Source organism: Clostridioides sp. LIBA-2809 (assembly GCF_056688965.1).
Genome location: NZ_CP197004.1, coordinates 614481 through 628505, shown reverse-complemented (window position 1 = coordinate 628505; position 14025 = coordinate 614481). Strand labels below are relative to the sequence as shown.

Here is a 14025-nt window from a genome sequence, read left to right as displayed (position 1 = left end):
CCTTTCTATATTTCAGAACAATAGCTTTGATATTTTTCTTTAATAAAATTCTCTTCTACTTTTGAAACAGCTGTTGATGACTTAGTATTTGGAGTATTAAATCCTCCATTTTCTCCTCTGTCTCCATATTCAGCGTATTCTCTTGATGGACCTGTTTTTCCTTCGCTCCAATTTCCACCATAAAGTTCTACACGATAATAAAATACTTTCTCTGTCTTATAATCCCAGCTTGTAAAATATCCTGTATAGTATAAAGTCTTATCTATACCACTTGCAGAGAATGAAAGTGTATTATATCCATGATGACCACCTTTTCCTCCATATCCACCTAGACCTGGTCTACCATTTGGACCTACTTCTCCATCTCTCACTGTTATATCACAATGATTAATTATTCTATTTTTTTGTTCTTCTGAGTCTGCAATGAAGTAAATATTACCTTTCTTACCAGCATTTCCACCTCTTCCAGCATTTCCACCAGCTCCACCTTTGTCACCTTTTTTACCTTTTGTTCCTTCTGCAAAGTATCCTTTAAATATTTGTCCAGCGAAATAACTTGTATATCCTGCATCAGCTCCATTTGCTCCATTTGCTCCATTTTCACCATATTTCCCATCTGTTCCTTTAGAGCCATTTCCTCCATTTGCAATTAGTGTTAAGCGATAATTTCTAATTTCTTTCTTAACACATAGGTAAATGTTACCTGCATCTCTACCATCTTTACCATTTTGTCCATAAATAGAATTATCTAAAATTTCTCCATCTTTTCCACTTACATTAATCTTTACATTACTACTTACATCAAGATTATTACAAGCAAGAATAATATTTTTTTCTGATGCAAATCCCATTCCAAGGTTATCATCCATATAAATAGTTTCTTTAGCAAAGAACATAAATGTAGAAGTATTGTCCTCCACTTTTCTATTTTTGAAATATTCCAATACACTACTAATTACTAAGTTTGGAATTAATGCTCTTATTTCAACACTCTTCTTATCATTAATATTGATTGTTTTTACTATAAATGGATTTAAAATGTATTTACTTACAAATTCCCTAACTATTTCGTTTCCTTCTTCTCCATATGTATTTAATCTTGTTATACTATCTTCTAATTTTTCACTCTGTATAGTTGTAACATTCATCAAAATTTCTTCAAAATCATTTACACTATATACATAGTCCTTCTTATTTGCAACTTCCATTAATTTTTCTCTATTTTTTAATGTAATTATCTGTTTTTGTACTTCATAAGAAACTAAAACTTCTTCTAGATTCTTTCTTATTATAGTAAAGTTTTGTTCCATTATCTTTTTACTTACTTTTTCTATAATAAATTCCATATGTACAGAAGGTAATAAAATTTCCCCAGTTCCATTTTCTGTATACTTACTTAAAGCATCAATTATATCTAAATTTCCCTTTATCTTATTTTGTAATTTCATACAAGTATCTTGCAAGAATAATCCACTTTCTTTAGACAGTACATTAATAAATTTGTCTATAGTAAGACTTGCTGTACTTTCTAACCAGTTTTTAAATACTCCTACGACTTTATCGTATTTTGATATTTCTTGAATCATTGTTATTCTTTCAATAACCTTGATAAAGTCTTGTGTATATGACTTAACATACTCTTCTAAACTGGATACGATACTACTTTGAATATCTTTTATTAACGTGTCTAAAACTAATCTTGCATCTGCACTAATTGGATATTGGAATGCCGATGTCTTATCTTTAACTTCATCTAGTTCTAGCACTTGTTTTAATAAACTTTCCCTATCATCAGACGCAAGTGGCTTACAAAGGTGAATATTTTTTCCATTATCTTTTAGCAATTCCTCAAATAACCATGCTTTTTCATCTATGTTACTTTCTAAATTTTCACATAACTGTTCATATTTTTTCTTGATAATATTATATAATTGTTTTTCTGTTCTTCCTAAGAAGCTTTTTGAAACGAAAAAGGTTATACTTCCCTTAAAATTATCTCTATGAAGACACATATTTAACTGTTGGAATAAATCCAGCACTTTTGTAAGTCTAGAATCTAATATGTCTGCTTCTGGTATTAATACAACTACTGCACATATAGATGCAGAATTTTTAAATACTTCTCCTAACGAAACTGCTGCACTAATATCATGGGCTACCCCTCTATTATCACTAAATCCTGCCGTATCACATAATTTTGCATCCATTCCTTCGACTGATTTTCTCATATCTACAATGTTTGGATACAAAGTTTGTGAAACAGCTCCTGAACCAATCTCTGCTACAGGGTCTAAACATTCAATGTAGGATATACCAGTATCTTCATCTTCTACTTCTATCATTTTACATCCTGCAAGATAGTTAATTGCAGTACTTTTTCCACAACCTGTACCACCAAGAATTAGAATTAAATTTTGATTTTGAGCCTTATCTATTGCTACTTTTCCTTCATTTAATAAGACTGTGATTTCTTCTAATAGTTGTTTGTTATTTTCTGGCATTTATTTTCCCCCTTGATTATAGATTTTTATTTAAATAAAATTTATACTATTTAAGGTTATTTTCTACTTTTTACTTTTTTATTTGATAAGTGCCTTCCTTCTGTTTAGTAAAATAACTGTGTTGCAGAGTATAATTTTTACCAACACAGTTATTTTACTTAATACATTTATTTTATTATATTTTCTAAATACTATCTTTCCATGGTTATTACATTTATAGCCTTTTTTCTTTTTATTATAGCTATATTTCTATAAACAATTTGGACATTACACCACTACTGGCTTAAACATTACACTGCCATGATTGTACTGTCTATCTTCAACTACAATAAAAACAGGTTCTAAATTTTTAGTAGATGTTATTTTTAATTCTAAAAAAATATTATTAGTTGGTAGTATTTCTACATCATAATTATTTAAATTATTATTTGTGATACTGTTAAATACATCACCTTGACGTTCAAAGAAAACATTATCAACTATTACAAAATAGACATCTTCTTTTTTACTATTTTCAACCTCTATAGTATTTTGTTTTGTTATATTTAATCTCATATTCCAGCTCCTATTAATATTATTTAATTATATTAATACTTGTAATTGTTGCATCATGTTCATCACAAGGAAGTGGCTTGAAAACAACTATCTCTGCTAAATAATCATGTGGAGGATTTGTAACTGAAGTAGCATTGCAAATAAATTTGAAATTTGTTCCTGCTACAACTTGAGTAGCAACAATAAGTGCTTCATAATCAACACCTTTTAACATTCCTACAGCTTCATTAAATACTTTTAAATCTTCTTCTTCGACAGCCCTAAATTTTGACCATCCACCAACAAAAAGACTCATATAAAAACCTCCTTTATATATATATTTATTTATATAATAGTACCAATTTTCTTAATATTCAACATATTTTGTGTAACTGGTCAATAAAAATGCATAACTGGATAAATAGTCCATTAGAACAATATTTTAAAACAATCTTCTATAATTTAAGATAATATAATACAGAAAATTAGTCATTCTATTGAGATAAAACATAAAAAAATACCTTATAGAGTAAGCATCTATCAGCTTACTTTATAAGGTAAAATATAATAATCCATTCTTTTCCCAATCAATATCAAATTTAGGTAAAAGAAATTATTTTTTATAGCTCTTTAACATTTACCACTACTGCCTTAGGTCTAGTCATAGCCTCAATTGAATACTTAACACCTTGAGTTCCCATACCAGATGCCTTTACACCCAAGAATGGGAAATGGTCTGGTCCTCTTTCAGTCTTATTATTTATTTGAACAGTTCCAACCTCAAGTTTATCAGCAATATAAAACGCCTTATCAATATCACTTGTAAATACTGACGATTGAAGCCCATACTCTGACTGATTAGCAATTTCAATTGCTTGATTCATATCTTCAACTCTTATAATTGGAAGTACTGGACCAAAAGGCTCTTCCCAAGCAATCTTCATATCAACATTTACATTGTCTAATAATGTTGGATAGAATAAATTATTTTTTCTAACATTACCTGTTATTAATTTTGCCCCTTTATGTAGTGCATCATCAACTAAACCTTGAACAAAATCAGTTGCTTTATTATCTATAAGAGGTGTAATAACTACTTCATACATTGGATTTCCAATTGTTAACTTCTCTACTAATGGCTTTATTTTTTCCACTAGTTTATCAGCTACACTCTCTTGTACTAAGATTCTCTTTACTGCTGTACATCTTTGACCTGAATATGAATAAGCTCCAGACACTATATTCTTAGCTGCAAAATCTAAGTCCGCATCTTCTAATACTATAGCTGCATCTTTTCCACCAAGCTCCAATAATAATGGTACCATTCCAGATATTTTAGATATATGTTGACCAACCTCAGTACTACCAGTAAAGTTAATAAAATTAATGCCTTTATGGGTTACAACATAATCGCCTATCTCACTACCCCTACCTGTAATAGTGTTAAGTACTCCATCTGGTATTCCAGCTTTTCTCATAATTTCTACTACATGAAGCGCACTAATAGCTCCTTGTGTGGCAGGTTTTAATACAACAGTATTTCCACCAATAAGTGCTGGTGCAATCTTTGACATTGACAAATTCACAGGATAATTAAAAGGAGATATTGCTAAAACAGTACCTAATGGAACTCTTGAAACATAAGACATCTTATTTCTTGTTCCACCAGGGAAATTATCACCACTAATAGCTTCACCTTCCATATTTTTTCCTACATCAGCTGTGTATCTTAAAAAATCTGCTGTTCTTTCAACTTCTGCTCTTGCAGATTTTATATCTTTGGCTATTTCAAGTACCAATATATTAGCTATTTCTTCCATATTTTCTAACAATAAATCAGCAGCTTTATGGAATATATTCGCCCTCTTATATACAGGCATTTCAGCCCATACTTTTATACTCTCTTTTGTATTTTTAATAACTTCATCTACTTCATGTTTTGTCATAGATTGTACTTTACCAACAAGAGAATTATCTATTGGTGAGTAAATTTCTATTGGTTTTCTTGAATTAGATTCTATCCATTTTCCATTTATTAAATTTTTATATACATTTTCTTTTGTTCTAAGTTCATTAAACATATTTTTATTCCTCTCTATGATATAACTTTGTGTATTTAAATTATAGCCATTTATTCTTTATATAAACATTTCTTTTTTTCATAAACGTTTACCTTGAAAAATTTTTTCATAATCCATGTTTTTTGTACTTTAAATAGCTTTATATTTTAAATAGATTTTTAATTTAAATATCTATTTTTTAATATATCTTTAATATGTCTTTGTAATTTAAGTACTTATTTTAATGTATTTTATTTTAATGTATTTTTATTTTAATGCATTTTTATTTTAAATAATTCTCTCATTATTTCACCCTTACTTTTCTTACAAGATATGATTACACATATCATAATGTCAACAATAATAGAACAGATTATATAATTAAAAGAACACTATTCTGTTAATCATTGACCCTAATCTGTATCTATGATATAATCCAAACAGAACACTATTCTGTTTAAAACTCAGAATAAAAACAGACTGTCACAAGTCTTATTCAACAGATTTTGGAGGTAAAAAATATGCGTAATGTAATCTATTACTTTACTGGAACAGGAAATAGTATGCGAGCTGCTCAAGTAATCGCACAAGAACTTAATGATACAGAGATTATCTCAATGAGAACATCACCATCTGATTATTCAAAATTAGTTGTTGAACGAATAGGGTTTGTTTTTCCTGTGTACCATTGGACTATACCAGAAACTGTAATTCAGTTTATAAAAAATTTAGACTTATCCCCTGATGCCTACATATTCGCAATCTCTATGCCTGCTTTTATTAACGGAAAAAGCATGGAAGAATTAGCATTGTTACTCAAGGAAAAAGGGTGTAATTTATCTTATGGAAATAAAGTGTATAGTGTTGCAAACTATGTAGCCATGTATCCACCATTTCCTAACCCTAAAAAACGTGTTCCTAAAACGGAAGAACAACTTAGAATTATCTCAAAAGAAATATCACAAAAAGAAATAAGAAACTACCCAAAACCTAATTTTTTAGTAAATACACTTTTTCATAAAATAATGGACCGTTACATAAAGAATTGTCCCTCTAATGATAAATATTTCAAGGTTTGGGATGATTGTATTTCTTGTGGATTATGTGTTAAGGTATGCCCTTGCAAAAATATAATAATGCAAAATGGTAGACCAACATTTCAACATCAATGTAATCAGTGTATGGCTTGCATTTCCTTTTGTCCAAAAGAATCCATTAATTTCCCTTATTTCACTAGAAAACGCAAAAAATATCACAATCCTTACATTAACTCAAATGATATAGTATCAAATCGAAAACATTATAAATAAGGTTAAAAATCTGAAAAAATAAGATGCTTAAAAATTTTTTCTATACTATCTCAAATGTAAATAAGAAAATCTTATCACTGTAGAACAATTAAATTTGCCAGTTATCAAATACTCAGATACAAATACATAAAGCCAATAACCTATAAGGAACATTCCTTATGGCTATTGGCTCTTTTCATATAATAGTTTCCATATGAGATACAGATTGTAGTAAAAAACATTTCTTATTATCAGGGTCAAACTTGACAAATTTATAAATGAAGAATAATATATATCTATGACTTAAAATATTTTTTAAGTCATAGATACCACAATTTATAGAGAGGATTGATAAATATGGCTAAAAGCTTTACAGAAATAGAAAAAAATAATATTAGAAAAAGACTAATTTCAGAATGTGAAATTAACTGGTCTAAATATGGATACAAAAAAACTAACATTGACGACCTTTGTTCAAAATCAGGGATTGCAAAAGGCTCTTTCTATACATTCTTTGATTCAAAAGAAAAATTGTTTTTTGAAGTACTAAATGGAATTCAAAACAAGCTTATATCATCAGTAGATGAAATCTTAAGTAACATGCCTCAAAAAGAAGGTTTTGCAAAATCTTTAAAGATGTTATATCGCTTATATGATAAAAATCCATTTTTATATTCGCCAAATAATGCTGATTACATCACCTTATTAAATAAGCTACCTAAGGAGATGCTTTCACAACTTGAATATAACAATGTACAAAGTTTTTACAACTTAATTGAAAGATACAATCTCAAGTTAAAAATAGAGAAAGAAAAAGCATTTGGCGTTTGCAATGCTCTACTATCAAGTCTATTACTAAAAGAAGATATTGGATATGACTATATTGAAGTATTTGATTTTATGGTAGACAATCTTGTAGCACACATACTTGAGTAATAATTTAAGATAAATTTTTTAAATATTTCTTTATGACTAGGAGCGTTAATATGATTGAATTAATACAAAAACTAAACGATATCATTTACAAAATAAATGATAAACTGAATATCCACACAAAACTCGTAGACCCTAGCAGTGAGCTTATGCCCTTTTACTCTATTTTATCTATAATAGTTTCTATACTTTTAATAATATTAGGAGTTAAAATAAGAAAAAATTTCCTTATAGTAATTGCTGTCATAGCAATCATTATAAATGTTTTGATAATCTTAGATAGGTAGGTATATATATGGTAAAATCATTAAATACTTTTAATAAAAATTTTAACTTGATGGTATTGGGTCAGATAATCTCATTATTTGGTGCATCAATACTCAAGTTTGCTTTATCTCTCTACATACTTGATACGACTGGTAAAGCAGAAATATTTGCTACAATACTCGCAGTATCTTCAATTCCAATTATAGTATTTTCTCCTATTGGTAGGGCTATTGCAGATATATTCAACAAAAGAAATTTAATGGTTATTTTTGATTTTTCAAGTAGTATCGCAGTACTAATCTTAGCTTTCTTTTTATTTAATGATAATGGTTCAATACTACTTGTAGGAATTATTATGACCATACTTTCAGTTATAAGCACAATGTATCAACCAACAGTTCAGTCAAGTACACCTATTTTAGTTGATAATGAACATTTAATAAATGCAAATGGTATCGTAGCTGGAGTTGCCTCTCTTACAAACATAGCAGGACCAGTACTTGGAGGTGTCTTATATGGTATACTTGGTATTAATGCAATTGTAGTTATCAGTTGTATAAGTTTCTTTCTATCTGCAATTATGGAGATATTTATACAGATTCCTTTTGTTAAACAAGAGCAAACTGGTAACATTATAAAAACTATATTTATTGATATAAAAGATGGTATTGTCCATATATGTAAAGAAAATAGGTTTACATTAAAAATACTTTTTTTAGCTATGGCAATAAATCTATTTTTAAGCTCTATGCTAATCGTAGGTATCCCTTATATAGTAAAAATAACTATGGGAGCCAATAATTTTCTATATGGTCTAGCAGAAGGAGCAATCTCTTTTAGTTCGTTAATAGCTGCTGTGAGTATTGGTATTTTCTCAAAACATCTGAAAATAACTAATTTACATATTTGTTTCACCATATGTGCACTTATATTTATACCAATGGCATTTTCAGTCTATCCATTTATATTAAATACAGGATTTCCAGTTCCATTTTTAATCTTTATTGTATCCTCTATGTTAATATTTTTTACAACAACTCTTATCTCAATATATGCTATAACAATCATACAATTAAAAACTCCAAATGAACTGCTAGGAAAAGTGATGTCTATTCTTTTTGCAGGGACATCACTCGCAATGCCTCTTGGTCAGATTATATATGGTAAACTTTTCGATTTATTATCAGATAAAGTGTACGTTATTATAATAGGAGTCGGATTTATTACATTACTTATAGCATTTGTATCAAAGGTAACATTAAAGAATGAAAAACTCTAGATACAAAGAATTTTGACATAAAAATTTAATTTTCACTAATTTCTGAATTTAGATACAAAATTGTGTATAGTGTGTTGACGTATTGGAAATTGATTGATATAATCAATGGAAAACAAACTTTATAAAAATTCAAAATATTCAGCTAGAGGAGTGATAAAAATGAGTTACATGCCAAATATAGAACAAGCATGGGAAATATTAAAAAAATACAATAAGGAAGAATTTCATATAAGACACGCTCAAATTGTATCTGGAGTTATGAGATACTATGCAAAAGAATACGACCCTGAGAGAGTAGAATTTTGGGAAGTAGTTGGACTTTTACACGATTTAGATTTTGAAATGTATCCTGATGAACATTGTGTTAAACAAAGAGAATTAATGACAGAGCTTGATTTAGATAAGTCTATAATTGATTCTACTATAAGTCATGGATATGGATTGACTGGCTCAGATGTTAAACCAGAGCAGTTTATGGAAAAGGTATTGTTTGCTGTAGATGAACTTACTGGTTTAATTGGTGCAGCTGCAATAATGCGTCCTTCAAAGAGTGTTTCTGATTTAGAATTAAAATCTGTTAAAAAGAAATTTAAAGATAAGTCATTTGCTGCTGGCTGTTCTAGAGACGTTATAAGAAGCGGTGCAGAAATGCTTGAATGGGAACTTGATAAACTTATCCAAACAACTATAGAAGCTATGAGAAGCTTAATCACAGAAATGGCGATATAGCCCCTCATACATATACCATAGAAGTTACATCATTAAAGATTTTTTCTACTTTCGATGTAACTTCTTTTTCTATTTATTACAATAAAAAGCCTAATATCTTAAGCTCATTAATATGCCCAATTTATAATATGTATAATATCCCAACCTTAAAAAATTCTCATAAGTAATAAATAATTTCAATATGTACATGTCATTATAAAATCTACCTATATACATTAAATTACATGGTTAACTATTTTTTTCACGTTTTTGAGCGGCATAGCAATTTTAACCACAAATTTCTTGTCATCATATTCAATTACAACATTACCACCATACTTATTTACAGAGTTTTTTATACTTTTTATTCCAAGACCATGAAAAGGACCTGTTTTGTCTGTCATAATATCTCCATTTTTAGTAATAATCTCATTTACCTTAGTGTTTTCCACTCTTATTAGATAAAAATTTTGCATTACATCACCTTTAATACAAATCGCTCTATTACCATCCTCTATTTTATTACATGCTTCAATAGCATTATCTAAAATATTAGAAAATATGTGACATACATCTACTAATTCAATAGCTTCACAATAGCTAAAATTTATTCCTGTTTTTAGTTCTATATTATTTTTATCACAGATTTCTTTCTTTTCACTTAATATACTGTCTAATATAAAATTGCCAGTATTAAAAAACAAGTTATTACAATTAATTTCTCCCTGCAAATTGTCTAAATATGAAGTAACATCAACACCTTTTTTAATCATGGCATTTATACACAATAGATGATTTTTCATGTCATGACTTAATAATCTAGTTTTTAGATATTTCTTTTCTATATCTTCATAATACTCATTTTCGCATTTTAAAACATTTTTAATCATATTGTTTTCTACCAGTAAAGTATTATATTGCTGTAACTTCTTAGCAATTAAGATTAAAACAATGCTTGATAGAAGTAGTACTATAGAAATCATAACAAATTGACTATTACGCATTACACTCCCAGACTTTTGATTAAATATGTATTTAAAAATAATAAAAAAAGATGCTATATTCGCAACTATTGGAATGAATATATAGGAAAATGTTTTCTTATTTATTTCTATATTTAATTTTATCCTTAATGCTCTGTATAAAAATAAAACCAAAATCAAAAGTATCTTTCCTGATACAATTGACTCAACTCTGTATATATCTCCTGTAGCCATCTTACTCATATCATCTATAGAATTAAGCCAAACTGTCAAAGATATACTTAAAGCATCTGTAGAAATTAGTAACATCCAGTAGATTAAAGATATTAATACAGATTTCACAAACCTAACATCATATGATATTTTGTAAAATACAACGGTAATTATCACAGATATAATTACTCTTATATCTGGAAGCACATCAAAAAAATAAATTATATTAGCAAAAACAATAATGCATCCCATATATATATTTATTTTTTTATTAGAAATTTTTTGCTCACTTGTATAATCTAACATTTTCTTACAAAGAAACCATTCTATTATAAAGGATATCATAATGAAAATATTCCAAAATAAACTTGACTTTATCATAATACTTTCTCCTAACGTATTAATAAACTATTTTTTTATATTTTACGTATAATTTAATTATATACGACTCTACACGTGTAGTAAATAGATTGTCAAAATTATTCTAAATAAATCCATATTTCTTTTCTTTTTTAATTATATCACTAATTTTGCTAAATTGAATTAAACTTTATATCACTTTTTAGACTAATAACTATATAAATTTATCTATAACTAAATATAAATGATTTTCTTCATAAAAATTTTATATTTAATTGTAGATAAACTAGTCTTAAAATTAGAATAAAATATTTTTTCTCATGATATACCTTGACAGGCGAGGTATATCAAAGTATTATATATTTAATCGGAGGTGATGTTCATGACAATCGCATCTGACATGATAAGAGGTCATACAGAAACAATTATCTTAAAGCATTTACTTGAAAAAGACAGTTATGGTTATGAGATTAATAAATCTATACTTGAAAAGACCAATGGATTGTATGAGTTAAAAGAAGCTACTCTGTATACAGCATTTCGTAGACTTGAGCAATCTGGTGCAATAACCTCTTATTGGGGAGATGAAGCTACTGGAGCTAGAAGAAAATATTATTCTATAACAAGTATAGGCAGAGAAAAGTATATAAAAAGCCGTGAAGAATGGGATAATACAAAAGCGTTAATAGACATATTAATTTAGGAGGTGAAAATATGTTAGATAAAATACGTACTTATATTAATAATAGCTTTACAGGAATTAATGAAACAAAAAAAGTCAAAGAACTTAAAGATGAATTATTTGAAAATCTAAAAGAAAAATACAATGACCAAATACAATGTGGTAAAACAGAACAAGAAGCATATAATTCAGTAATCTCAGGAATTGGCGATTTATCTGAGTTAATTGAAAGTGTTAAAGAACCATATTTTATACCTCCTGAATTAATTGAGGAAAAAAAGAAAAGAGCCTTAAGAGCATCAATAGCAATTGCCATTTTTATAATAAGCCCTTTCCTATTTGTAGTCTCAATTGTAAGTTTTGGCATGGAACCAACTCTAGCTATTCTTTTAATGCTTATATTGATAGCGATTGGTGTAGGGTTACTAGTCTATAATCAAATGACAAAACCAAACTATGTTCTATACAATGATACTTCAACAAAAGAATTCAAAGAATTTAAGACAAATTATGATGATATAAATCCAGCTTACAAATCATTTATAAGTGCATATTGGATTATAATAGTTGCTATATATCTAATTACAAGTATGCTATTTGATATTTGGTCTTTTTCGTGGATACTCTTCATAATAGGTTCTGCTGGTGTTGAGATTATTAAAGGGATAATACAACTAAGTGAATCAAAGGAGGATGATAAGCATGAATAAAAAACTCATAAAGACAAAGATTTTCATATGGAGTATTATTGCAATATCACTTTCTATCATATTTGTCCTTCTTCTTTTTGGAAGTATAGTTTCACATTCTTTTAATTTTTCTTTTAGGAACTTAAATTCAGAATATAACTATGATAAGTATATAGTAGCTAAAAGTGAAAGTTTTTCAGATAAAATAACTGATATTGATGTAGACTGGATTTCAGGCGAAGTTAGAATTAAGAAAAGTGATTCTAATAAAATCAAACTAATTCAAAAAACTCCTTCTAATTTTTCAAAGAAAAAACTTGCAAAAATAAAGGTTGATGGAAATTCGCTTTCTATAGATGATAATTCAGCTAAAAAATTCTTTATAGGGATTAATCTTCCAAAACCAACAATACTTGAACTATATTTGCCTAATAAGCTTTATGATAAAATATCGTTATCTACTGCCTCAGCAGATATATATAGTACTTACATAAAAGGTAATGTAATGGAAGCTAGTACGGTTTCAGGCGTAATAGAGCTTTCTGGTAATATTAATAAAGTAAACTTAGATACAACTAGTGGTGATATTGATATAGCAAAACTAGATAGTAAAGATGCTAAATTTTCATCAACATCTGGTAAAATACAACTTTCTGGTAAAATTGATAGTTTAAATTTAGATACAACTAGTGGTGATATAAATTTAAAAGATATAAATAATAAAAGTCTTATCTGTAGTACAGTTTCTGGACAAATGAATGTATCTGGAACGCTTTCTGATATTGAAGCAGAAACAACTTCAGGTGATGCAAAAATTACATCTAACAAAATGTTGTCTTCTCTAAATTTCGAGACTACTTCTGCAGATGTTGATTTATCTATCCCTGATAATCCAGGCTTCACTTTAAATCTTGATAAGCTTTCCGGTTCCTTAGATAGTGATTTCGAATTGAATCATCATGATGATTTATACACTTATAAAAATGGGACTACAAATTTATATGTAAGTACTACAAGTGGAGATTTGACTATTATAAAGAATAAGAATTAGATAAAATGATTATTACGACTAAAATACTTCTATTATTATGGCAAAAACACTTTTATTATTAAAATCAAAACACTTCTATGGTCGATTTATTATTTATTGATAAATCTAATACTCATAGAAGTGTTTTGATATAATAATTTTTTGTTTCCTCATTTATTTTCACTAGTACACGTCTCACCTATAATACTCTACTAAGTCCAATCTATTTACATATAATCTCAACATATCCTTTATATGCATCTATTCTCAAAGAATCACCAGTTTTAATTAAACCTATTTTATACAACTTTAAATTAACACTTATAGATATATCAATTAAACCTACTTTATACAACTTTAAATTAACCTTTATAGATACATTATTTGAGAATCTTTTATACACCATTAAATCAGCAGACATATAAATACATTATTTAACCTACAACAAAAAAATTAGAGGTACATTATCATAAAAATATGATTAACTGTACCTCTAA

The 14025-nt window shown here is 27.9% G+C and carries 14 protein-coding genes; 8 read left to right on the top strand and 6 right to left on the bottom strand.

All coding sequences use genetic code 11. From position 1 onward, the window contains the following. Nucleotides 1–5: 5 nt before the first annotated feature. The 4 genes from ACTG44_RS03235 to ACTG44_RS03220 form a co-directional block, all read right to left on the bottom strand. Nucleotides 6–2501 carry an ATP-binding protein gene (locus ACTG44_RS03235; RefSeq protein WP_479921261.1) on the bottom strand — a complete coding sequence of 832 codons (2496 nt, stop codon included), beginning with the start codon at nt 2499–2501 and terminating at the stop codon, nt 6–8. Nucleotides 2502–2768: 267 nt separating this feature from the next. After that, nucleotides 2769–3056: a hypothetical protein gene (locus ACTG44_RS03230; RefSeq protein ID WP_021383218.1), complete on the bottom strand. Its 288-nt coding sequence runs from the start codon at nt 3054–3056 to the stop codon at nt 2769–2771. A gap of 19 nt (nt 3057–3075) precedes the next feature. Beyond that, a complete protein-coding gene (locus ACTG44_RS03225) occupies nt 3076–3351 on the bottom strand; it encodes a hypothetical protein (RefSeq protein WP_479919803.1) in 276 nt (91 codons plus the stop codon). Between the two features lie 304 nt (nt 3352–3655). Then, entirely contained in the window at nt 3656–5116 is a 1461-nt protein-coding gene (locus ACTG44_RS03220) for an NADP-dependent glyceraldehyde-3-phosphate dehydrogenase (RefSeq protein ID WP_479921260.1), read from the bottom strand. Between the two features lie 500 nt (nt 5117–5616). On the opposite strand from ACTG44_RS03220, the gene ACTG44_RS03215 reads away from it, so the two are divergent. The 5 genes from ACTG44_RS03215 to ACTG44_RS03195 all read left to right on the top strand — a co-directional run bounded on the left by ACTG44_RS03215 (nt 5617) and on the right by ACTG44_RS03195 (nt 9592). After that, entirely contained in the window at nt 5617–6405 is a 789-nt protein-coding gene (locus tag ACTG44_RS03215; protein WP_479921259.1) for an EFR1 family ferrodoxin, read from the top strand. 336 nt (nt 6406–6741) lie between these two features. Further along, nucleotides 6742–7320 carry a TetR/AcrR family transcriptional regulator gene (locus tag ACTG44_RS03210; RefSeq protein WP_479919801.1) on the top strand — a complete coding sequence of 193 codons (579 nt, stop codon included), beginning with the start codon at nt 6742–6744 and terminating at the stop codon, nt 7318–7320. Nucleotides 7321–7370: 50 nt separating this feature from the next. Further along, nucleotides 7371–7604: a hypothetical protein gene (locus tag ACTG44_RS03205; protein WP_044212613.1), complete on the top strand. Its 234-nt coding sequence runs from the start codon at nt 7371–7373 to the stop codon at nt 7602–7604. Between the two features lie 8 nt (nt 7605–7612). Further along, nucleotides 7613–8863, top strand: coding sequence for an MFS transporter (locus tag ACTG44_RS03200; protein ID WP_479921258.1), 1251 nt, complete (start codon nt 7613–7615; stop codon nt 8861–8863). 159 nt (nt 8864–9022) lie between these two features. Then, on the top strand, nt 9023–9592 hold the full coding sequence (locus ACTG44_RS03195) for a hydrolase (RefSeq protein WP_479921691.1): 570 nt from the start codon (nt 9023–9025) through the stop codon (nt 9590–9592). Between the two features lie 215 nt (nt 9593–9807). On the opposite strand, the gene ACTG44_RS03190 is transcribed toward ACTG44_RS03195, so the two are convergent. Then, a complete protein-coding gene (locus ACTG44_RS03190) occupies nt 9808–11148 on the bottom strand; it encodes a sensor histidine kinase (protein ID WP_479921257.1) in 1341 nt (446 codons plus the stop codon). 361 nt (nt 11149–11509) lie between these two features. On the opposite strand from ACTG44_RS03190, the gene ACTG44_RS03185 reads away from it, so the two are divergent. Genes ACTG44_RS03185 through ACTG44_RS03175 form a run of 3 tightly spaced genes read left to right on the top strand, consistent with a single transcriptional unit; the run spans nt 11510 to nt 13549 of the window. Beyond that, nucleotides 11510–11830 (top strand): PadR family transcriptional regulator, encoded by a 321-nt coding sequence (locus ACTG44_RS03185; RefSeq protein ID WP_021383225.1) that lies wholly within the window; start codon nt 11510–11512, stop codon nt 11828–11830. An 11-nt stretch (nt 11831–11841) separates the two neighbouring features. Next, entirely contained in the window at nt 11842–12519 is a 678-nt protein-coding gene (locus tag ACTG44_RS03180) for a permease prefix domain 1-containing protein (protein ID WP_479919798.1), read from the top strand. Further along, the gene (locus ACTG44_RS03175; protein ID WP_479921256.1) at nt 12512–13549 is read left to right on the top strand and encodes a DUF4097 family beta strand repeat-containing protein; all 1038 of its coding nucleotides are present in this window, start codon (nt 12512–12514) and stop codon (nt 13547–13549) included. The genes ACTG44_RS03180 and ACTG44_RS03175 overlap by 8 nt, the downstream gene beginning before the upstream one ends. Nucleotides 13550–13751: 202 nt before the next feature. Here the strand turns inward: ACTG44_RS03175 and ACTG44_RS03170 are convergent, their stop codons facing one another. Then, the gene (locus ACTG44_RS03170) at nt 13752–13934 is read right to left on the bottom strand and encodes a hypothetical protein (RefSeq protein WP_479921255.1); all 183 of its coding nucleotides are present in this window, start codon (nt 13932–13934) and stop codon (nt 13752–13754) included. Between the last annotated feature and the right edge of the window lie 91 nt (nt 13935–14025).

What these genes read in the sequence shown, in the direction of transcription:
- ACTG44_RS03235 (WP_479921261.1), bottom strand. Translation starts at nt 2,501, where the DNA reads ATGCCAGAAAATAACAAACAACTATTAGAAGAAATCACAGTCTTATTA.
- ACTG44_RS03230 (WP_021383218.1), bottom strand. Translation starts at nt 3,056, where the DNA reads ATGAGATTAAATATAACAAAACAAAATACTATAGAGGTTGAAAATAGT.
- ACTG44_RS03225 (WP_479919803.1), bottom strand. Translation starts at nt 3,351, where the DNA reads ATGAGTCTTTTTGTTGGTGGATGGTCAAAATTTAGGGCTGTCGAAGAA.
- ACTG44_RS03220 (WP_479921260.1), bottom strand. Translation starts at nt 5,116, where the DNA reads ATGTTTAATGAACTTAGAACAAAAGAAAATGTATATAAAAATTTAATA.
- ACTG44_RS03215 (WP_479921259.1), top strand. Translation starts at nt 5,617, where the DNA reads ATGCGTAATGTAATCTATTACTTTACTGGAACAGGAAATAGTATGCGA.
- ACTG44_RS03210 (WP_479919801.1), top strand. Translation starts at nt 6,742, where the DNA reads ATGGCTAAAAGCTTTACAGAAATAGAAAAAAATAATATTAGAAAAAGA.
- ACTG44_RS03205 (WP_044212613.1), top strand. Translation starts at nt 7,371, where the DNA reads ATGATTGAATTAATACAAAAACTAAACGATATCATTTACAAAATAAAT.
- ACTG44_RS03200 (WP_479921258.1), top strand. Translation starts at nt 7,613, where the DNA reads ATGGTAAAATCATTAAATACTTTTAATAAAAATTTTAACTTGATGGTA.
- ACTG44_RS03195 (WP_479921691.1), top strand. Translation starts at nt 9,023, where the DNA reads ATGAGTTACATGCCAAATATAGAACAAGCATGGGAAATATTAAAAAAA.
- ACTG44_RS03190 (WP_479921257.1), bottom strand. Translation starts at nt 11,148, where the DNA reads ATGATAAAGTCAAGTTTATTTTGGAATATTTTCATTATGATATCCTTT.
- ACTG44_RS03185 (WP_021383225.1), top strand. Translation starts at nt 11,510, where the DNA reads ATGACAATCGCATCTGACATGATAAGAGGTCATACAGAAACAATTATC.
- ACTG44_RS03180 (WP_479919798.1), top strand. Translation starts at nt 11,842, where the DNA reads ATGTTAGATAAAATACGTACTTATATTAATAATAGCTTTACAGGAATT.
- ACTG44_RS03175 (WP_479921256.1), top strand. Translation starts at nt 12,512, where the DNA reads ATGAATAAAAAACTCATAAAGACAAAGATTTTCATATGGAGTATTATT.
- ACTG44_RS03170 (WP_479921255.1), bottom strand. Translation starts at nt 13,934, where the DNA reads ATGGTGTATAAAAGATTCTCAAATAATGTATCTATAAAGGTTAATTTA.